The 20,897-nt window shown below is 68.5% G+C and carries 15 protein-coding genes; 6 read left to right on the top strand and 9 right to left on the bottom strand.

Translation table 11 applies throughout. The features are described 5' to 3' along the window. A partial coding sequence (locus K8V84_RS21825) for a sensor histidine kinase (RefSeq protein ID WP_369696651.1) occupies positions 1–243 on the top strand: 243 nt, incomplete at its 5' end. Further along, positions 240–935, top strand: a complete 696-nt coding sequence (locus K8V84_RS21820) for a response regulator transcription factor (protein ID WP_304078070.1) — start codon at positions 240–242, stop codon at positions 933–935. The genes K8V84_RS21825 and K8V84_RS21820, both read left to right, overlap by 4 nt. Positions 936–939: 4 nt before the next feature. Here K8V84_RS21820 and K8V84_RS21815 read toward each other — a convergent pair whose 3' ends face one another. From K8V84_RS21815 to K8V84_RS21790, 6 genes are all read right to left on the bottom strand, one after another. Further along, positions 940–1,785, bottom strand: coding sequence for an anti-sigma factor (locus K8V84_RS21815; RefSeq protein WP_304078068.1), 846 nt, complete (start codon positions 1,783–1,785; stop codon positions 940–942). Then, the gene (gene sigM / locus K8V84_RS21810; RefSeq protein WP_304078067.1) at positions 1,782–2,408 is read right to left on the bottom strand and encodes an RNA polymerase sigma factor SigM; all 627 of its coding nucleotides are present in this window, start codon (positions 2,406–2,408) and stop codon (positions 1,782–1,784) included. Before sigM ends, K8V84_RS21815 begins: the two co-directional genes overlap by 4 nt. A 34-nt stretch (positions 2,409–2,442) precedes the next feature. After that, the gene (locus K8V84_RS21805) at positions 2,443–4,017 is read right to left on the bottom strand and encodes a protein kinase family protein (RefSeq protein WP_304078064.1); all 1,575 of its coding nucleotides are present in this window, start codon (positions 4,015–4,017) and stop codon (positions 2,443–2,445) included. Positions 4,018–4,263: 246 nt separating this feature from the next. Further along, positions 4,264–6,060, bottom strand: a complete 1,797-nt coding sequence (murJ, locus tag K8V84_RS21800; protein WP_304078073.1) for a murein biosynthesis integral membrane protein MurJ — start codon at positions 6,058–6,060, stop codon at positions 4,264–4,266. A 165-nt stretch (positions 6,061–6,225) separates the two neighbouring features. Beyond that, positions 6,226–8,067: a murein biosynthesis integral membrane protein MurJ gene (gene murJ, locus K8V84_RS21795; protein WP_304078061.1), complete on the bottom strand. Its 1,842-nt coding sequence runs from the start codon at positions 8,065–8,067 to the stop codon at positions 6,226–6,228. Positions 8,068–8,227: 160 nt separating this feature from the next. Further along, positions 8,228–10,831: a DUF6049 family protein gene (locus tag K8V84_RS21790; protein ID WP_304078059.1), complete on the bottom strand. Its 2,604-nt coding sequence runs from the start codon at positions 10,829–10,831 to the stop codon at positions 8,228–8,230. A 310-nt stretch (positions 10,832–11,141) separates the two neighbouring features. On the opposite strand from K8V84_RS21790, the gene K8V84_RS21785 reads away from it, so the two are divergent. Then, the gene (locus K8V84_RS21785; RefSeq protein ID WP_304078057.1) at positions 11,142–12,632 is read left to right on the top strand and encodes a CCA tRNA nucleotidyltransferase; all 1,491 of its coding nucleotides are present in this window, start codon (positions 11,142–11,144) and stop codon (positions 12,630–12,632) included. Here K8V84_RS21785 and K8V84_RS21780 read toward each other — a convergent pair. The 3 genes from K8V84_RS21780 to K8V84_RS21770 form a co-directional block, all read right to left on the bottom strand. Further along, on the bottom strand, positions 12,622–13,353 hold the full coding sequence (locus tag K8V84_RS21780; protein WP_304078054.1) for a bifunctional 2-polyprenyl-6-hydroxyphenol methylase/3-demethylubiquinol 3-O-methyltransferase UbiG: 732 nt from the start codon (positions 13,351–13,353) through the stop codon (positions 12,622–12,624). The genes K8V84_RS21785 and K8V84_RS21780 overlap by 11 nt on opposite strands. A gap of 96 nt (positions 13,354–13,449) precedes the next feature. After that, positions 13,450–14,745 (bottom strand): MFS transporter, encoded by a 1,296-nt coding sequence (locus K8V84_RS21775; protein WP_304078053.1) that lies wholly within the window; start codon positions 14,743–14,745, stop codon positions 13,450–13,452. Positions 14,746–14,856: 111 nt separating this feature from the next. Beyond that, positions 14,857–15,930 (bottom strand): inositol-3-phosphate synthase, encoded by a 1,074-nt coding sequence (locus tag K8V84_RS21770; RefSeq protein WP_304078051.1) that lies wholly within the window; start codon positions 15,928–15,930, stop codon positions 14,857–14,859. 863 nt (positions 15,931–16,793) lie between these two features. Here K8V84_RS21770 and K8V84_RS21765 point away from each other — a divergent pair. The 3 genes from K8V84_RS21765 to K8V84_RS21755 all read left to right on the top strand — a co-directional run bounded on the left by K8V84_RS21765 (position 16,794) and on the right by K8V84_RS21755 (position 20,851). After that, on the top strand, positions 16,794–19,631 hold the full coding sequence (locus K8V84_RS21765; RefSeq protein WP_304078048.1) for a transglycosylase domain-containing protein: 2,838 nt from the start codon (positions 16,794–16,796) through the stop codon (positions 19,629–19,631). Positions 19,632–19,922: 291 nt separating this feature from the next. Continuing rightward, positions 19,923–20,213, top strand: coding sequence for a 30S ribosomal protein S6 (gene rpsF, locus K8V84_RS21760; RefSeq protein WP_304078046.1), 291 nt, complete (start codon positions 19,923–19,925; stop codon positions 20,211–20,213). 116 nt (positions 20,214–20,329) lie between these two features. Beyond that, positions 20,330–20,851 (top strand): single-stranded DNA-binding protein, encoded by a 522-nt coding sequence (locus tag K8V84_RS21755; protein WP_304078044.1) that lies wholly within the window; start codon positions 20,330–20,332, stop codon positions 20,849–20,851. The last annotated feature ends 46 nt before the right edge of the window (positions 20,852–20,897 follow it).

Raw genomic sequence — 20,897 nt, 5'->3', positions numbered from 1 at the left:
ACCAACACGTTGCGGCACGCGAGGGCCCGGCGTGCCACGGTGTTCCTGGAACGTTACGAGGATGGACTCGTCGTCACGGTGACCGACGACGGGAGGGGCGTGGAGGTGCCGGTGCGGGAGGGCAGTGGGTTGACCGGGATGCGGGAACGGGTGCGCATGGCGGACGGGACCGTGGAGTTCGAGGCGGTGCCCGCCGGTGGTTTCCGGGTCGGTGTTCGTCTGCCGGTCGGGGGTGGCGTGTGATCCGGGTGCTGTTGGCCGACGACCAACCGCTGGTCCGGGCCGGGGTGCGGGCGCTGCTGGAACGGGACGGCGACATCGAGGTGGTGTCGGAGGCCTCCGACGGGCGTGAGGCACTGGTCGAAATCGATCGTTTCCGCCCGGACGTTCTACTGCTCGACCTGCAGATGCCCGCGGTGGACGGACCGGGTGTGCTGCGGGAACTGGAACGTCGACGTGTCGACACGTCGGGGCGCCGACATGTCGACACCCGGGTGGTGGTCCTCACCACCTTCGGGGAGGACGACAACGTGTTCGGCGCGCTGCGCCTGGGAGCCGCGGGGTTCCTCCTCAAGGACGCCGGCCCCCGGGAGTTGCGCGAGGCGGTCCGTACTGTCGCCGCCGGGGACGCCCTGCTGTCCCCGGGGGTGACCCGTAGGGTCGTCGAGCGCCTGGCCCGGGTGGAGCCCCCGCCGAACGCGGGTGAGCGCCTGGCCGGCGTCACCGACCGGGAACGCGAGGTCCTCACCCTCGTCGGTCGGGGCATGTCCAATCAGGAGATCGGCGCCGAGCTCCACCTCAGCCCGGCCACGGCACGTACCCACGTCGGTCGACTACTGGCCAAGCTCGGGGTGCGGGACCGGGTGGGTCTGGTGGTGGTCGCCTACGAGAGCGGCCTCGTCCGCCCCGGAGAAGGCGGACCCGCTCGGCGGTAGCCCGCTAGAGGCCTCCCTCGGCGAGGAGGGCCGAGTCCAGGTCACCGCCGCGGGCGCAGATCGGGTCGACCACGAGCACTCCGACACCATCGCCGTCCCGGGTGAACAGGACCCAGACGCGGTCGGTACCCTCGGGACCTTCCCAGCGGGCGTCGTCGACCAAGGTGACGTGGGAGTCGGTGGACGCCTCCACGTGGGCCACGCATTCCTGCGCCCCCTGGGGCAACGTCTCCGATTCCTCCGATTCGACGCCCATGCCGTCGTCGTCCTCGGTCCGCTCCAGGACCGCCGAGGCCTGCGTCGTGAAGTCCTCCTCGGTGTAGACGGTGCCGCTGGCCACACCCTCCGCGGAGTAGGACCGTGCGGTGTCCGGGGCGCCCTCGGTCGCGGAGTCCTCCGACAGTTGGGAAGCCGCCCCCGTACCGGGTTCGTCGGTCATCAGGTTTCCGACCACCGCGGTACCGGCACCGATGACGAACACCGACGCGGCGGCCACCATGAGGAGCTTGGGCAGACCGAAACCGCGTCGTTTCCGGTTGATCGGGGTGACTGACGCGGGCGCACCCGATTCCGTCGGTCTTGTGGTGTCGCGACCCCCGGCGGGGCGGTCCGCGGCCGAGCGTTCCGAGACGGCCTCGCAGATCCGACCATCGAGGAGGTCGGCGACGTCCTGCGGCATCGTGGGCGCCGGGACATCGGCGAGCGCGCGGGTGACCCCGGCGAGTTCGTCGATGGTGGTGGCGCAGACGGCGCAGGTCTCGATGTGGTCGGCCACAGAGCGTTCCTCGTCGGGCTCCAGAAGGTCCTCGGCGAAGAAGGCGAGTGCCTCCACCTCAGGATGGGACGTCACGATGGGTTGGCACCTCCTCTCCCAGATGTGACGTCCTGGGAAGACCCAGGGTTCCTTAGATGAGCCAGGGAAGGAAGTAGTTTGGCGCGACCTCGAGCACACCTGCTCTTGACCGTGCCGGTGGCGACTTCGAGGATTTCGGCGGCCTCGTCGACCCGGTACCCGAGCATGTCCACCAGGGTCAGTGCCATGCGCTGGTCCAACGGCAGCTGTTCGAGGGCGGCGTGTACGTCCAGGCGGGACTCGGTCTGGGAGGCGTGGTCGGGGGCGCCGCCGGTCCGACCGAGCCGGTCGTTGGAGATGACGTCGAGCGTCTCGTCCTCGGTGGGGGTGGCCGGCCGGACCTTCCTGCGCCGGAGTCGATCGTGGCACGCGTTCACCACGATCCGGTGCAGCCAGGTGGTGACCTGGGACTCGCCACGGAAACGATCCGCGGCGCGGAAGGCCGACAGAAAGGCGTCCTGGAGGGCGTCGGAGGCCTCCTCGGGGTCCTGCATCATCCGGATGGCGACAGCCCAGAGGCGCTCACGGTGTCGGCGAACAAGTACCGCGAACGCCTGTTCGTCACCCTGAGCGTGCCTGGACAACAGCTCCTTGTCAGGGAGCTCCTGGGCCGCTTCCATCAGCGCTGATCACATACCCCACGACTAGAGAGAACTAGAGTCCGCGTACCTCGACCTCGTTGACGCTTCCACGGTAGCGGTCGCCGTCCATGGGCAGATCGGTGAACCAGACCACGACGTACTGTCCGGTCACGCTCTCTTCGAGCCGCACCGTCTCCGAGCCGTTGACGGAGCCCTCCCAGGCGACGGGAAGGGCGGAATCGAGGGCCGCCGGTTCCGTGGCGGAGATGTCGTCACCGACCCGGATCTGCATGCCGAAGTCCTTTTCGGGCGTGAGGAGGTCGAGCTCGTGGACCTCCTTGGCCGAACCAAGGTCGATGAGCAGGCCGACGCCGGCCTTCTCGGTACCCATCGGGTCCCTGTATCCCTCGGTGTTCCACTGGGTGCTCGGGTCGCCGTCGTGCGCGAGCCCCGCGTTGGCCCCGTGTTCGCTGCCGTCGCCCAGTGGGTCGAACCCGTCGGATCCGGCGATGGTGAGCACCTCCAGTTCGGCGCTGTCGACGGCGTCCTCGGTCTCGTCCGCGGTGGGGTCGGCCTCTTCCTCGGCGCCCGAACGCAGGTTCGTGCCGAGTGTCCAGGCGCCCGCGACCACACCGGCGAACAACAGGACGGCGACGGCACCGATGAGCAGGCGCTTGGTCGATGTTCCCCGGTCACGGGAGGTGCGTTGCTCCATCCGCGAGTTCGCCGGGGGACGGGAACCGCTCGAACGCGCGGCTGTGGAACCGTTCCGGGCACTGCGACGGGGGCCGGTGGTGGTGTCGAACTCACCTGTGCGCCGGGAGGTGCCCGGCTCGGGCGGGGGGACCGCCTCCGCAGGGGCCACGGGCAGGGGGATGAGACGGGGGACCTCGGCCAGGGCCGCGCAGAACTCCGCGGGGGTGGAGATGGGCGGACCCGGCACCATCTGTCCGGCCAGCTGCGGCAGGGCCGCGCGGGTGGTGATGGTGGCGAGCTGTTCGCTGATGCCCTGACGCAGTTGACCGGGAGGGTAGGGGCCCATCGGTCCCTGGGGGGCGCCGGGCAGGCCGCTCTGTGGTCCGCCCGGCCAGTAACCGGTGAGGGCCGCGTACAGCAGGTTGCCCAGTCCCTGGGCGTCGACGGCGCCGGGTTGTGGGACGTTGCTGCCCAGCAGCGCGGCGTCCACCCCGATACCGGTGACCTTGACCGCTCCGCCGCTGCTCCACATGAGCTTGCCGGGGGACAGGCACAGGTGGTGAAGGCCGTTGGCGTGGGCGGCGGCGATGGCCTCGGCGGCCTCGGCGACCAGGCCCGCGGCGCGTTCGGGCTCCATGGGGCCCTGCTGGAGCAGTTCGGCCAGGGAGGAGCCGATGACCCACTCCTCGACCACGTAGGGGACGGGTGAGGTGTCGTCGGCGTCGAAGACCTGGGTCACGCGTGCGTCGGGCACACGGCTGGTGGCCCTGGCGGCGCGTACGACCTCTGACGTTCGGGGGAAACCGTCGGCGAAGGTCCATACCGCGACCGGACGCGCCAGCGTCTCGTCGGTGGCTTTCCACCGGGTCGCACCACCGGTCTCGCTCACCACGTGGTCGAGTCGGTAGCGGTTGGCCAGCTTCGCCCCGGGTTCGATCAGGAAGGTGCTCATGATGGGAGTGACGGGTGCCAGTGCCGCTGAGTCGCGTGGTTCCCATACGGGCTCACACGAGGGGGTCGGCCCTGTCTGCTGTCCCCAGCCTCCCTTCGGGCAGCTCGGATAAACGATGCTCTAGCGGTAAAGCGGTGTCTGTCCATGCTAGGACGCGTGAACAGCCTCTTTGGAGGACATTGATTACCCATCCACCTTCCTGGACGTATTCGTGTCCGACTACCCAAGGTCATCCATTCCAGGTGATCAGCGGCGTCGCAGCCGTGTCTTGAGCAAATCCAGGAACGATGTGACTTCGGTCACATTGAGGAACTTGGCCGCGACCACGAACAGTACGGCACCCACCAGTCCTCCGGCCACCATCGACGAGAGAGCCGGCCACAGATCACCGGGCAGACCGTTGAAGACCACGATCATCAGGATGCCGAAGAGCGCCGCGGGGACGGTGGCCACGTGCAGCTTGAACAAGGTGACCACGGTGCGACGTCCGTCCAGGCCGTTGAGGCGCTTGTGGAGGAGGTACCACATGATCGCCGAGCCCACGATGTAGTACAGACCGTAGGGGACCGGCAGCCACACCACGATGTGCTGCGGGGTCTCCGCGAACACGAACAGCAGGCCGACCCCGGTGATCGCGTGCGTGATCTCCGAGGGGATCGCCACCAGAGCGGGCGTACGGGTGTCGCCCAGCGCGTAGAAGACACGCATCTGCAGCTGGAACAGCGTGAACGGGATCAACATCACGCAGAAGACCATCAGGATCCGACCGATGGCCGCGGCGTCCTCGGCGCTCGTGCTGCCCTGCGCGTAGATCATCACGCAGAACGGGACGGCGAAGACGATCATCGCCACCGCGATCGGCACGATCAGCACGGAGGAGAGACGAAAGCCCCGGGAGAAGTCACTGCGGACCTGGTCCTTGCGCCCGGCCGCGACGTGTTCGCTCATGCGGGGAAGCAACGCCGTGATCACCGAGACCGCGATGATCGCGTACGGAAGTTGGAACAGCATCGAGGCGAACTTGTAGGCCGCGATACCCGATCCACTGTCGTAACCCAGTTCCGCCGACATCGCGCCGGCCCGCGTGGCGACGTTGGTGGAGACGAGGGCTCCCACCTGAGCGACCACGATGTACAGCATCATCCAGGAGGCGGCGCCGGCGGCCTCGCCCAGACCCGAACCACGCAGGTCCAGACGCGGCCGCCAGCGGAAGCCCGCCGCGAACAGCGCCCAGATCAGCACGGCGGCCTGCACGACCTGGCCCAGCGAGGTCCCCAGACCCAGCAGCGCGATCTCGCTCTGCGTGATGGTCTCCGGGGTTCGACCCGGGCCTGCGATGCTCAGGAACCACAGGCAGATACCGATGATCACGACGTTGTTCAGCACCGGGGCCCACATGGGGGCGCCGAACTTGTTCCGTGCGTTCAGCATCGCGCTGGCCAGACCGCTGGCGCCGATGAAGAAGATCTGCAGCACCAGGTACCGGGCGAGGATCACCGAGACCTCGTACTGTGCCCCGCCGAACCCGCCCGCGTAGATCCTGATGAACCACTCGGCGATCAGTACCGAGATCAGGGTCAGCACGAACAGACCGAGCAGCATCAGGGTGACCAGACGCTGTTCGGTCTTGTCGCCACCGTCCTGGTCGTTCTTGCGCCGCTTGACCAGGAACGGCACGAACACACTGGCCAACAACCCGCCGATGAGCAGGTCGTAGATCATGTACGGGACCATGCCCGCGGTCTGGTAGGCGTCGCCCAGCAGCTGGGTACCGATCGCCGCGGCCAGGACGATGGTCCGGACGAAGCCGGTCACACGTGAGGCGATAGTGCCGATCGCCATGATCGCGGTCGACTTGGCGATGTTGCCCGGGCCGGTGTGGGACGAACCACCGATCTCGTCGCCGTCCTCCAGGCCGGCGCGGTCCGCGGTACCCACGTCGCCGATCTCGCTCGGATCCCGGAGGGTCTTCAGACCGGTTTCGGGCTCACCCTGTGGCTCTGAACGTTCGTACGCGTCGAGCACGTCCCCGGGCATCACCATCTGACGACCGGGACGTTGCTTCGGAGGGTCCGCGGGTCCGTTCTCGGAACCGTCGGCGTACTGACGGGGGTTGTCGCTGGACACCGTCGGGCGTTCCTTTTCTGGCTGGGTGCGGCTACGGGTTCGTGGGCCGGCGGGTGCGGGGCCGGAACGAGGGGGCGAACATCAACGACGCAGCCGACCGCGGATCAGTTCCACCGCGGCGCTCAGTTCGGGCACGCGCAGCACGCGCGCGCACACGAGGAAGAGCAGGGCACCGGCGACGCAACCCACCAGGGGAGCGCCGACGTAGGTGAACAGGCCGGGACCGACGTAGGCGTCGAAGAACCAGAGCACACCGAAGCCCACCGCGATGCTGGGGATGACGGCCAGGTGCAGCCGCAACAATGTGCCAATCACATGCTTTCCGTCAAGTCCCCCGATACGACGACTGATCACCTGACCGGCGATGGTCAGACCGGACAGGAACGACAGCATGAAGCCCGCGGCGACGCCCACCACGACCATGTTCGGCGGCAGCAGCAGGTAGGCGACCAGAGCCAACGCGCTGTGCACGGCGAGGTTCGCGCCACCGATGAGGGCGGGGGTCCTGGTGTCCCCCATGGCGAAGAAGACGCGCAGCATCAGCTGGAAGACCGTGAACGGCACCAGACCCAGCGACATCACCGCGAGGATCTGGCCGATGGCGGACGCGTCGGCCACCGAGACCGACCCGCGGGCGAAGGCCAGGACGGACAGCGGCTCGGCGAACAGCGCGACCGCGAAGGCGGTCGGCACCAACACGAAGGCGGAGATCCTCAGGGTGCGGGAGAAGTCCGAGCGGACCGCGTCCCAGTTCCGGTCGTCGGCGTGCGCGCTCATACGGGGCAGGAGCACGGTGATCAGCGAGACCGCGATGATCGCGTAGGGCAGCTGGAAGAGCTGGTAGGCCAGGTTGTAGGCGCTGATGCCCGCACCCACGTCCAGGCCCTCTTCGATGCTCGCGACGTTGGCGGCGTTGGCGATGTTGGTGGTGATCCACAGCCCGGCCTGGGTGAGCAGGGTGTAGAGCATCATCCAGCCGGCGGTGCGAAGCGCCTCGCCGAGCCCGGATCCGCGCAGGTCGAGGCGGGGACGCCACCGGTAACCGGTGCGGGACAGGGCGATGAACAGGACCAGGGCCTGCATGGCCATGCCCGCCGCCGTACCCGCGCCCAGCAGGGTCAGCTCGGGGCCGGTGACCGTGTCGGGGGTCTTCCCGGGCCCGGCCACGACCAGGAACAGCCCGGCCACGCCCATGATGATGACGTTGTTCAGCACCGGAGCCCATACGGCGGCGCCGAACTTGTTCCGGGTGTTGAGCATGGCGCTGAGCAGACCGCTCAGTCCCACGAAGAAGATCTGTGAGAGCAGGAAACGCGCCAGGTAGACGGACGCCTCGAACTGCAGCGGGGTGAACCGGGACCCGTACAGCCAGATCAGGGCCTCGGCGGCCAGGATCGCGACCGTGGTCACCACCAGCAGTGCCAGCACCATCGAGGTGAACAGGCGGTCCTCGGTGGCCTTGCCACCGTCCAGGTCGTTCTTGCGGCGCTTGACCAGGAACGGGATGACCACGGAGGCCATCAGGCCGCCGATGAGCAGGTCGTTCAGGATGAAGGGGATCGTGTGCGCCGTGTGGTAGGCGTCACCGAGCAGGTGGGTGCCGATGGCCGCGGCCAGCACGATGGTCCGAGCGAAGCCGGTCAGACGGGAGGCCATGGTGCCCACGGCCATGATCGCGCTGGAGCGCATCATGCCGCCGGAACCCTCGTCCGCCGCAGGTTTGTCCGCCACGGGTTCGGCGTCGGGTGCGGGGTCGCGTGGGACGTCCGTTGACTCGGGGAACTCACCCTCTTCGTAGGAGGGTGCGGGGCCCGAGTAGGGCCGGATCGCGCTGTCGCCGGGGAGGGACCCGTCGGAGTGCTTGCTGTGCCTCGGCGCGTAACGAGGGGGTTGTTCGTCGCCGTTAGGGGATTCGGTGACCACCGTGGATCAGGGTTCCTTTCATCGGAGGTATCGAGCCGCGACTCCGGGGGCCGGAGCCTCGTGAGGGGTGCGGGCGTGGTGACGTGTGGACAAGGGAACAGGTCGACGGGGCGACATGTCGTCATGTCGCCCCGTCATCTCGTCGACACGGCTTCGGGCTTCACGTGCGGGTGTCGCCGTCATTCGACCGGTCCTCACCGGGTCCGGTGTCCTCGGGGACGGACTCGTCCTCGGACCCGGATGTGTCCTCGGAGCGGGACGTGTCCTCGGAATCGGTGTCCTTCGCGTCCTGCTCGGACTTCGCGTCCTCGCCGTCGCTCGGTTCCTCTTCGGTCTCGTCGTCCTCGTCGCCGCCGGTGACGCCGCCCTCGGCCGCGTTGGCCTTGGCGGCCTGTCGGCGAGCCCATTTGCGCAGTGCCCTCGGGGCCAGGGCCGCGATCAGGATCAGCAGCCCGATCCCGCTGATGAGCAGCGCCTGAGTACCCAGACCCGTGGCGTTCACCTGGATCACGGTGTCCTGAGGGCTGATCGGCTCACCGTTGGAGTTCTGCAGGCTCACGTGGACCGCGGTGGTCCCGTTGATTCTCGCCGACAGCGGGACGTAGACGGTCGTCTTGGCACCCGGGGCGATCTGGAAGTCCGACGTGTAGGTGCCGATGCCGAGCCGCTCGGAGTTCTCCGAGTAGATCGACAGGTGAACGTAGACCGACTCGTCCTCCAGGTCGTTGGCGACGAGTACACCGGTGATCCCGGTGCTGCTGGCCAGGGTCACCGGTTCGCCCGGAATGACCCGTACGTCCTGCATCCGCTCCTGCACCGACTGACCGACCACCGAACGGGTCGCCCCGGCCCGGGCCTCGCGCTCACGCCAGTACACCGACTCCAGACGCACGATGGCCGGACGGAAGGGGTCGCTGTCCCCGACGAGGATGCTGTTGAACAGGCGCACGTCCCGACTCACGTCCTCGACCTCGCCGAGGTAGCCGGAGCCGAGCTCCTGTTCGGCGGCCCGGTCCGGGTAACGCAGACCCGACCGGGTCTCCTCCCGGTCGTCCTGAGCGGTCGGCTCGATCTCGTCCAGACGTTCGGCGGAGAGCCACGGCAGGTCCTCGGTGGCTTCGAGGACACCGGATGCCAGTTCCGTGCTGGGGTCCCAACCGGCCGGGGGAGCGGCCACCACGACACGGTCGCCGCGGACGTCCTCACCGGCGATCATCGCGGTCTCCGCGGCGAACCGCTGCAAGGCCAGGGCGGACTCACCGGGGCCGTGCGAGGGCATGGACAGCACCTCGGTCAGGCCCGCGTCGGCGACCAGGGCGAACGGGTCCTCCTCGTCGTCCTCAGCGGCCGTGAGAGGGGCCTGCGCGGTGGGGGTGGTGGAGAGCCAGGAGGCGGTGGGCATCGCGGACTCACGCAGGATGAATCGATGGGCTCCGTGCGAGGAGTACAGCTGTTGGACGTTCTCGTCCATCAGACCACGGGCCGGGAACGCGTACCCGGTGTCGGCCTCCAGCGCCAGGGAGCGGCGCACCGCCTCCTGGGCCAGGGTCAGGGACGCGTCGGCGTCGACGTGCAGGTCGTTGCGCAGTAGCGCGACCAGGTCGGCGTTGGCGTACGGGGTGGTGACGACGGTGTCGGCGGGCAGGACCCGGCGGGCCTCGCGCAGCCATACCTGGGCGGGCACGTCGGCGGCGCGCTGGTGGCGTTCCGGTTCGGTCCCACCGGGGACCTCCAACAGGTCCTCCAGGACGTCGTGTTCCTCCGTCGCGATGCGCAGGACGTCGTCCATGGTGCCGGGGTCGACCGCCCAGGTGATGGGGACACCCTCGGTCCGTGCGGGGGTCTCCACCTCGCCCTCCGCGTCCTCCTCGGTCTCCTCGGGGGCCTGCGGGCCCTCCGTGGCGCCGTCCTCCGCGGACGCGCTCGCCTCGGGGGAGGGGGACTCCTCCGCGGTGGCGTCGTCCCCGGTGGGCTCATCGCCGGGGGAAGCCTCGCTCGGGGACTCCTCGGCCGTCGGGCTCTCGGCGTCGGGTGAGGGCTCGTCCTCCTCGGGCCCTTCCTCCTCCAGCCCGAGCTCCTCGACGAGGTCCTCGTCGCCGGGATCGAAGGAAAGGGGGACCTGGGCTCCTGCGGCCAGGAGACGTCCCAGGCGCCCCTCCTCGGCCACGGACGAGTGCAGGTCCTCGCTCAGGAAGGTGTCGTCGTCGGCGCGCTGCGGTTCGTCCATCAGCGGCCAGACCCACGCCAGGTCGAGTTCGTCGACGTCGTCTTTCCCGGTGTAGGGGAGGAAGGTGTACTGCGCGCCCAGCCGTTCGCCGTCGCCGTCCAGAGCCTCCACGACCATGGGGTACACGCCGTAGGACCCCAGGTCGAGGTCCTTCGCCGGGGTGCTGAGCGAGTACTCCAGGCCCTGGTCGGGCTCCAACCCGCCCTTGAACTCCTTCTCCGGTCCCTCGGCGTCGGGTTGCCAGCCCTCACCGGTGGCGAACTCGTCCATCTCCTCGCGGGAGTCGAAGGAGTGTCGCGAGTAACGGATCCGGACGGTGACGTCCTCGACCGAGGTGTCGGTGGCGTTGGTCACCTCACCGGACACGCGCAGTGTGCTGTCCTCGTCGATGGCGTCCGGCGTGATCCGGTCCACGACGAGCGAAGGCACCGACTCCTCGTTCTCAGGTTCCGCCGAGACGGGTGAGAGCGTGGCCGGGATCGGGAGCAGCGCGGCGGTCATGGCCATGACCGCGGCCGCGGAAGCAGTTCGACGCAACGCTTGACCGGTTTCCTGATTCGGGGCCAGGGGTCCGTCCCGCCGGGAACGTGAAATGACGGGGCGGGGACGGATCGGGGTGCCCGCGCGGCGCGCTCGGCGTGAGGCGGGGCCGGTGGCCGCAGGACGAAAGTGACGGGCCACCACTCCACCAGAAGATACCGTGTCCACCGAACCCGGGTTCTGGTCCGCCCGTTCGCCCGGCGCGTGGCGGGGACAGCCTTTCATCCGGTGCGGGGTGAGCGCCAGAGGCGGCGCGAGCAGGTCGGCGATTCGCGGTCACCCCGCACGGCCGCTTAATCTGCGTGGTGTGCCGAACACAGAGTTTTCGAGTGAGAACGACACCGCCCGTACCCGGCCCGCGGTGAGCGAGCCGACCGGTGAGCAGCGGGCGGCGATCACCGCGTTGATCGACTCGATCCGCCCGATCCCCGAGGATCTCGGGGATCGTTTCGCCGCGCACGACCAACAGCTCGCCATCGTCGGCGGCCCGGTGCGCGACGCTCTCCTCGGGCGTGTCTCCAACGACGTGGACCTCACCACCGACGCCGTACCCCAGCAGATCCTGAAGCTGGTCGACGGCTGGGCGGACTCGGTGTGGACCGTCGGCATCGAGTTCGGCACGGTGGGTTTGCGCAAGAGGGGGCTCCAACTGGAGATCACCACCTACCGCAGCGAGGCCTACTCTCCCAAGTCCCGCAAGCCCGAGGTGTCCTACGGCACCGACATCCACGACGACCTGCTGCGCCGTGACTTCACGGTCAACGCGATGGCGGTGCGCCTGCCGAGCGCAGAGTTCGTTGACCCCTTCGGCGGCCTGGCCGACCTGCGGGACAAGGTCCTGCGCACACCGGGGCGCCCGGAGGACTCCTTCAACGACGACCCGCTGCGCATCATGCGAGCGGTGCGTTTCGCCGCCCAGCTCGGCTTCAGGTTGGCCCCCGAGGTGGCCGAGGCCGCCCGGAACATGGCGGACCGGCTCTCCATCGTCTCCGCCGAACGCGTCCGTGACGAGCTCACCAAACTCATGCTCAGTTCGAACCCGCGTCGGGGCATCGAACTCATGGTGGATCTGGGCATCGCCGAGCACGTGCTCCCGGAAATCCCCAAGATGCGCCTGGAGATCGACGAGCACCACCGGCACAAGGACGTCTACGAACACTCGCTCACGGTCCTGGACCAGGCCATGGACCTGGAGCGGTCCCGTGGGCACGAACCCGACCTCGTGCTGCGCCTGGCCGCGCTGCTGCACGACATCGGCAAGCCCAAGACCCGTTCCTTCGAGGGCGGCAACCGGGTGACCTTCCACCATCACGAGGTGGTGGGCGCCTCCATGAGCCGTAAGCGACTCACCGCGCTGCGCTTCCCCAAGGACGTGACCGCCCAGGTCGGCCACCTCGTCGCGCTGCACCTTCGTTTCCATGGCTACGGCAAGGGAGAGTGGACCGACTCCGCCGTGCGCCGCTACGCCCGTGACGCCGGTGATCAGCTGGAGCGGCTGCACATCCTCACACGCGCCGACTGCACCACCCGCAATCGGCGCAAGGCCGCGACGCTCTCACGGTCCTACGACGACATGGAGCGACGCATCGCCGAACTCGCCGAACAGGAGGAACTGGACAAGATCCGCCCCGACCTGGACGGAAACGAGATCCAGGAGATCCTCGACGTCAAGCCCGGACCCCTGATCGGCAAGGCCTACCGGTTCCTGCTGGAACTGCGCCTGGAGAACGGCCCCATGGACAAGGAGGAGGCCGCCGCGGAGCTGCGCTCCTGGGCGGCGGATCACCTCAAGGGTTGAGACCCGGCTTGACGGCGGTGACGACCATCGCCATGCCGAAGACCCGGGCCGGGGTGCCCTCCAGGCCGTCCGAGACGGGCTGGAGGGCCCGCATCCGGCGGTCGAACGGCGGCATGAGGTAGTCGATGGCCCGCACCCGCAGGCCCGCGTCGCGCAACAGGCGCCCCATCTCCTGGGTGGTGAACGCCCGCGCGTCCGACATCCGCTCGTGCAGTGGACGGACCCACGGCAGGAACGGGGCGGTCAGCGCGGAACGACGCCGTTCCCCCCACATGACCCCGTGCGTCTCGAACGGGAACCACCGGTTGGGCGTGGTGAGCGAGAAGGCTCCACCGGGCTTGAGCACCCGCTGGATCTCGGCGAGGCTCTCCGCCAGGTGGTCGAGGTGTTCGAGTACCTCGAACGCGGTGACCCGGTCGAAGGTGTTGGAGTCGAAGGCGAGCGCGTCGGCCGACATCTTGTGCAGACCGATCCGGTCCTCCAGGTCGGTACCGGCCACGCGCGAGGCGAAGTCTTCGAGGCGGGCGGGTTCGACGTCGATCGCGTCCACCCTCACGTACCCCTCGGAGAGTTCCACCGTGTAGGTGCCGTCCCCGCAGCCGACATCGAGCAGCCGGTCACCACGGGTGGGGAGCTGTCGGCGCACCGTCCCGATCCTCTTGGTGACCCCGCGCGCTCCGAAGGCGCTGGAGGGGTTGCCGAGTCCGTGGCCGACGCTCATGGTCACCATCTCCTCATCGATGAGTCACTGCGGGGACACTACATTAAGTGACCCTTCGGCTACTCATTGACGAGTCGACGGGTCGACAGATCGACTTCAGGAGGTGGAACGCTCCACGTCGGAACCGGCCGAGCGGCGCGACCGAGCGGTCCAGACCCAGCTCATCGCGAGGAAGGCCAGCACCATCGCCGTGATCACGGGCACGCTCACCCCGGAGCGGGGGACCAGCCCCGCGGCCAGTGCCGCGCCCAGCACGAACGTGGCGTTGAAGAGCACGTCGTAGACGGAGAAGACCCGACCGCGGAACGCGTCGTCGACATGTCGTTGAACCAACGTGTCGACGGTGACCTTCACCCCCTGGGAGACGAAGCCCAGCACGAACGCGGCCACCGGGAACAGCCCGGGGGAGAAGGGCAACGCGAACACCAGCAGCGCCACCGCCGCCGACGCCAACAGGGAGGCCACCCAGGCGCTCGCCCCGATCCGCGAGGTCGCCGACGGCGTGGCCACGGCCCCCAGGAAGAACCCGAGCGCGAGCAGCCCCGCGGACACGGAGAACCCGGCCAGACCGGCGACACCGCCCCCGGTGAAGGTGTTGTTGTACAGCAGCAGGGTCACCAGGCTGGAGATGCCGAACAGGATCCGGTGGCCGCCGATGGTGAGCAGCGCGGCGCGTGCCGGGACGCGCTCCCAGATATGCCGGACCCCGGAGACCATGCCGTGCACCACGTTGCCGAGGGCGGCCCGGACCTCCTCCGGTTCCTGTTCCAGGTGCGGACCCAGCTCTCGGTACCGCAGAGTGAGCGAGACCAGGGCGGTCCCGGCGAAGCCCAACGCGGCCACGAACAGGATCACCCCGGTGCCCAGGGCCTGCTCGCCGCCGATCATCCCGATGGCGAGACCGACACCGGTCCCGAGGGAGCTCGCGACGGTGCCACAAGTGGGCGTGACGGCGTTGGCCATCATCAGCCTGTCGCGGGACACCACGTACGGCAGTCCCGCGGAGAGCCCGGAGAGGAAGAAGCGGTTGACGCTCAACACCAGGAGCGCCGCGACGAAGAACGCGGGCCCTTCGCCGTTGGCGACCAGGAACGCGGTCACCGTGGCCAGGGCCGCCTTGAACACAGACGACAGGAACAGGACCTGACGGCGGGGCCACCGGTCGATGAGAACCCCGGCGAACGGGGCGACCACGGAGAAGGGCAGGAGCAACACGGCGAAGGCCGCGGCGACCTCTCCGGCACCGGTGTGCTGTTCGGGATTGAAGAAGACGAAGCCGGCCAGCCCGGCCTGGTAGATCCCGTCGGAGAACTGCGAGACCAACCGGGTACCGAACAGCCGACGGAACCGGGATCCCTGGAGGACCGCGCGCAGATCGCCGAAGAAGGACACCCGTCAAGGATAGGAGAGCCGACGGTGCCCGAGGAGGGGGAGGGGCCGGGGATGGGGGCGCCCGGGGCCGTTGCGGCCCCGGGCGCCGCCTCTGACCGAGCGACCCGCGGGTTACTCGTCACCCGCGATGAAGCGCTCCACCGCGTCGTGGGCCTCGGCGTCGCTGTACTGCTCCGGCGGCGACTTCATGAAGTAGGAGGAGGGAGCCAGGATCGGGCCACCGATGCCGCGGTCCATGGCGATCTTGGTGGCGCGGACCGCGTCGATGATGATGCCGGCGGAGTTGGGGGAGTCCCACACCTCCAGCTTGTACTCCAGGTTCAGCGGGACGTCACCGAACGCGCGCCCCTCCAAACGGATGTACGCCCACTTGCGGTCGTCCAGCCACGGCACGTGGTCCGAAGGGCCGATGTGCACCGCGCCGGCGTTGAGCTCGTGCGGGATCTGCGAGGTGACCGACTGGGTCTTGGAGATCTTCTTGGACTCCAGGCGCTCGCGCTCCAACATGTTCTTGAAGTCCATGTTGCCGCCGAAGTTCAGCTGGTAGGTGCGGTCCACGACCACGCCCCGGTCCTCGAACAGCTTGGACAGCACCCGGTGGGTGATGGTCGCGCCGATCTGGGACTTGATGTCGTCACCGACGATCGGCACCCCGGCCTTGGTGAACTTCTCGGCCCACTCGGGGTCGGAGGCGATGAACACCGGAAGGGCGTTGACGAAGCCCACGCCGGCGTCGATGGCGCACTGGGCGTAGAACTTGTCGGCCTCCTCCGAGCCCACGGGGAGGTAGGACACCAGGACGTCGGCCTTGCTCGCCTTGAGGGCGGCGACCACGTCCACCGCGTCCTCGGAGGACTCCTGGATCGTCTCGCGGTAGTACATGCCCAGACCGTCGTAGGTCGGGCCGCGCATGACGGTCACACCGGTCGGCGGGACGTCACAGATCTTGATGGTGTTGTTCTCACTGGCGACGATCGCGTCGGCGAGGTCGTGGCCGACCTTCTTGGCGTCCACGTCGAAGGCGGCGACGAACTCGATGTCGCGCACGTGGTACGGGCCGAACCGGACATGCATCAGGCCAGGAACCCGGGACTCCGGGTCGGCGTCCTTGTAGTAATGCACGCCTTGGACGAGTGACGCCGCACAGTTGCCGACGCCCACGACGGCTACACGTACCGAACCCATTGGTCCTTGCTCCTTCTTCTTCGCGAACATGGATTCCACAGCGCATGGCGACGGACCCGCGCCGACGGCGGTCCGGGGCTCGTCATCCTGCGTCCGTATTCCGTATGTGGTCAGCAGCGCGCACGAAGGTTCTGTTCCCCCTCAGGGCCGTCGGTTACGAGGGCGAACTGTGCTTGTCTGGCTGGTTTGTCTGCTATGACTCTATCTTCGCTTTCATCGTGAGAACGCATGTCAGGCGGCGCCAGAGGGGTCTCATGTCCCACAGTGAACGGGAGAAGGTCCTCCCGTCCCGCGGAACTCGCGGGGGCGATGTCACATCACGGCTCCCAACTGGGCCGATGTCCACGGTTGCTCACTTTGGTGATCGCGGTCACAGAAGTCGGGTCGGCCATGGTCGAAGCCGTGACCTGCGGCGACGCCTCCAAACCGACGCGCCGCAACAAGTCGGGCGAAGTGCGCGATACCCTCGCGCGTGGGTTGTGCAATACCGTTCGATCGCTCTACCGTGACTCATGATTTGCGTGTGCGGCCGGTAGAACCCCCGAACGGAGCCACCGCCGCGGCGACGTTCAGATCGGCCTGAAAGGGCCGCTGAACAGGGGATGCGCACCCGCAGGCCAACGACCAGGAGGAAGTAGCGGCCAACGTCTTCGCGACCTGTTGAAAACCCGCGCCCGGGGTTGGGCGTCTCTTTAGCAAGCCTTGAACGACAGGCAACAGCGGTGGAAACCAGGCTGAGCCGGCCCAGAACCACGCCGGTACACCGTGAACAGGTCGCGAATCACCGATCCCCCAGGGGGACAGCCCCCTTTCCACCAAGGAATCGTCAGGCCGACCGGCCGTGAGAGGCAATCGAGGACCACGTGAGTACCGAACGACGACGGAGTGCCGAAGGCGGCCGTCGCCGGGCCGACGGCCCGGGCGACGGTCCGCGCGGTGACGGCGGAAGGCGTAGGGCCGACGTCCCGCCCCGGGAAGAACGTGCCGGCGGACGACGCCGTCCCGAGCCCGCGGACGATGGAGGCTTCTGGGGAGGCGATGACAACGCCGCCCCGCGTAGGCCGCGCCCGCCCGAGGCCGAGGCCCGCGCCGAAGGACGTCCGCGCCCCGAGGGTGGACGGCGTCGCGCCGAAGGCGGCCGACCCCAACGCCCCGAAGGCGCACGACGCCGCCGCCCCGAGGACGGTGAGCGTCCGCGCCGCCCGGAAGAGGGCAGGCGGCGCCGCCCCGAGGACGGAGACCGCCCCCGTCGTCGTCCCGACGACCCGCGCGCCGGTGGTCGCCGTAGAGCCGCGGCGGGTCCTCGTGACCCCCGCGAACGCGAACACGGTTCCCGCTCCGAGGGCCGTCGCGCTCCGGGCCGAGGCTCCAGAGCCGCCGGGGGCGCGGGAGGCCGTGGCGGTGGTGGTGGGCGTCGGCGTTCCCGTGAGGAGGAGCCGGACGACCGCCACTGGTTCAAGCGCTTCATGTCCAAGGCGTGGAAGCCGGCCCTGGCCTTCTGCGGTCTGATGTTCATCGCCGGTGTGGCCACCTTCGCGGTCCTGTACTCCATGGCCCCCGACGCCAACGAGCTGGACGAGAACGCCGAGAACCAGATGTCCGCCACCCAGATCTACTGGGCCGGCGCCGGGGAGGAAGAGGAGGGCGAGCTCGCCCTCACCACCGGAGACGTCCAGCGCGTCGCGGTCCAGCGCGACGACATCCCGGAAACGGTCATCGACGGTGTGCTCGCCGCCGAGCAGCGCACCTTCTACGAGGACCCGGGCATCAACATCATGGGTATCGGTCGTGCCCTGCTCTCCCGTGGCGAGGCCGGTGGTGGTTCGACCATCACCCAGCAGATGGCCCGCGGCTACTACAACGACCTTCAGGGCGAAGAGCCGCTGACCCGCAAGATCCGCGAGATCTTCATCTCGATCAAGCTCAGCCAGCAGGTCGAGCACGACGAGATCCTCACGATCTACCTCAACACGATCTACTTCGGTCGTGGCGCCTCCGGCATCGAGATGGCCGCCCAGGAGTACTTCGGCAAGAGCGTGAGCGAGCTCGACAGCGCCGAGGGCGCCTTCCTGGGCCTCATCATCCAGATGCCCAGCAACTTCGAGAACCCCGAAGAGGGTTCCTGGACCGAGACCTACCTCAACGACGAGCGCTGGCCCTACGTTCAGAACCAGCTGGCGCTGATGCACGAGGAGACCGGCGGCGATCGTGGTCTTCCCCGGGCCGAGGCCGAGGCCCTGGAGATCCCCGAACGGATCGACTACAACCCCGAGGAGACGAGTGGCGATCCCAGGTTGGGGTACGTCCGCCAGGCCGTGATCAACGAGGTCGAACAGCGTTACGAGGGCTCGGGCATCACCGGTTCCGACATCGCCACCAAGGGTCTGGTCATCAAGACCTCCCTCGACCCCGAACTGATGGTCGCGGCCGAGGAGGCGTTCAACGTCCTTCCCGAGAGCGCGGCCGACGACACCATGCACGGCCTCACCGCGGTGGAGCCCACCACCGGACAGATCGTCGCGTTCAACGGTGGGCCCGACGTGTCCACGGTGATCAACAACTCCCTGGTCCACCAGACCCAGGCGGGTTCGGCCTACAAGCCCTACGTTCTGGCCCGGGCCCTGTCCGACAACATCGGTCTGCGCAGTCGGTTCAACGGGGACAGCGGACGCGAGTTCCCCGGACTGGCCAGCCCGGTGATCAACTCCGGCGACGTCGACTACGGCGAGGTCGACCTCATCCAGTCCACCGCGGACTCGGTCAACACCAGCTTCGTGGAACTGGCCATCGAGGTCGGTGAGTCCCGGGTCGACGAACTCGCGGTCGAGATGGGCGTGCACCCGGACCGGCAGACCACGTCCACGGTCGGTCCGCTGATCGCCCTGGGCACGCACCAGGTGAACTCGCTCGACATGGCCAGCGGGTACGCCACCTTCGCGGCCGAGGGGCGGCACTTCCCCGCCCACATGGTCACCGAACTGCAGACCGCGGACGGGACGGTCCTCACCCCCGACGACTCGGAGGAGATCGAGGCCGGCAAGGAGGTCCTCAGCCAGGCGGTCGCCGCGGACGCCACCTACGCCATGCAGCAGGCGGTCCTGGAGGGCGGCGCCGGTAACGCGGCCCTGGACGACGGTCGCCCCGTGGCGGGCAAGACCGGTACCTCCTCCGACGCCGTCTCGGCCTGGTTCGTGGGGTACACCCCGCAACTGTCGGCCGCGGTGGGTCTGAGCCGGGCCGAGGCCCAGCCGCTCGACTTCGGCGCCGAGCTCGGTGACGTCTACGGTGGCACCACCTCCGCGAAGGTCTGGAAGGCCTTCATGGAGACCGCCATGGAGGGGCAGGAGCACCAGCAGTTCCCCGAACCCCAGTGGGTCGGTGACGAGATGAGCTACCTGCCCACGCCCAGCCCGGAGGAGACTCCGAGCGAGGAACCCAGCGAGACTCCGAGCGAGGAACCCAGCGAGCCGGAGTGCGACCCGGTGGACCCCACGTGCGAGACCGAGGAGAGCCCCGAGGAGTGCGATCCTCTGGAACCGGACTGCGAGCAGACCGAGCAGCCCGAGGACCCGGAGGAGTGCGGTATCTGGCCGTACCTGCCCGACTGCGAGGAAGAGGAGCCCACGATGCCCGGGCCGCCCGGTGAGGGCGAGCAGCAGAACCAGGGCACCAACAACAGCCTGATCAGGCCCAGGGAGTAGGCCGGGGCCGACCGGGCGGTACGCCGCCGGTTCGCGGGGCCGGTGCCCGAGGGAGGACCTCGGGCACCGGCCCCGTTCGTTTCCCCGAACGTCGATGCGACATCGGGAGTGTCCGGCGGCATCCACAAGGCATCCCGGGTGGTATTCGGCTGCTGGTAACCTTGACTCCCGTATGGCTCAGAGCCCGAGTGGTGCGCCCCCGGTCAGATCGGGAAGGTGAGACCCCGGGCTCCTGCCCTCCTGCCATGGAGATTCCATGGCCGCGACAGTCCAGAGGAGGAACGTACGCCTATGCGTCGTTACGAAATCATGGTCATCCTCGACCCGAACCTCGACGAGCGCACCGTCGCCCCGTCGCTGGAGAACTTCCTGAACGTCGTCCGCGAGGACGGCGGTTCGGTCGAGAAGACGGAGATCTGGGGCAAGCGTCGTCTCGCCTACGACATCGACAAGAACTCCGAGGGCATCTACGCGGTCATCGACCTGACCGCCAAGACCGAGACGGTCAAGGAGCTCAACCGGCAGTTCGGTATCGCCGAGTCCGTGCTCCGCACCAAGGTTCTGCGTCCCGAGGTTCACTAGGCACTTCGGTGCCCGACCCCCTGTTCCCCGCCCGTTCGTTTTGTCCTAGGCGACAGGGATGATGCGGGGACCAGGCGAACCGCCTGATCCGAACTATCTCGAACCGGAGCCGATCCATGGCAGGCGAAACCCAGATCACGCTCGTCGGCAACCTCGTCGACGACCCTGAACTGCGCTTCACTAACAGTGGAGCCGCGGTCGCCAGCTTCCGTGTGGCCTCGACGCCCCGCACCTTCGACCGTCAGTCGGGGGAGTGGAAGGACGGCGAGTCCATGTTCCTCACCTGCAGTGTCTGGCGGCAGTACGCGGAGAACGTGGCGGAGAGCCTTCAGCGTGGCATGCGCGTCATCGTGCAGGGCCGTCTGAAGCAGCGGTCCTTCGAGACCCGCGAGGGCGAGAAGCGCACCGTCTTCGAGGTCGACGTGGAAGAGGTCGGCCCGGCTCTGCGTAGCGCCACCGCGAAGGTGACGAAGACGCAGCGGCAGGGTGGCGGCGGGTTTGGTGCCCCGTCTGCTCCGCAGGGCGGTTACAGCCCCGCACAGGCCCCGCAGCCGGGCGGGTTCGGAGGGGCCCCGAGCGATGACCCGTGGGGGCAGGGCGGCCGGCCCGGATTCAGCGACGACGCCCCGCCGTTTTGACCGATGACCAACCGGGGCGGGCCACGCGCCCGCCCCGCCAACTCCT

This window comes from Nocardiopsis listeri, from assembly GCF_020741345.1.
GTDB classification, from domain to species: Bacteria; Actinomycetota; Actinomycetes; order Streptosporangiales; family Streptosporangiaceae; genus Nocardiopsis; species Nocardiopsis listeri_A.
This window is presented reverse-complemented; position numbering and strand designations above follow the sequence as displayed.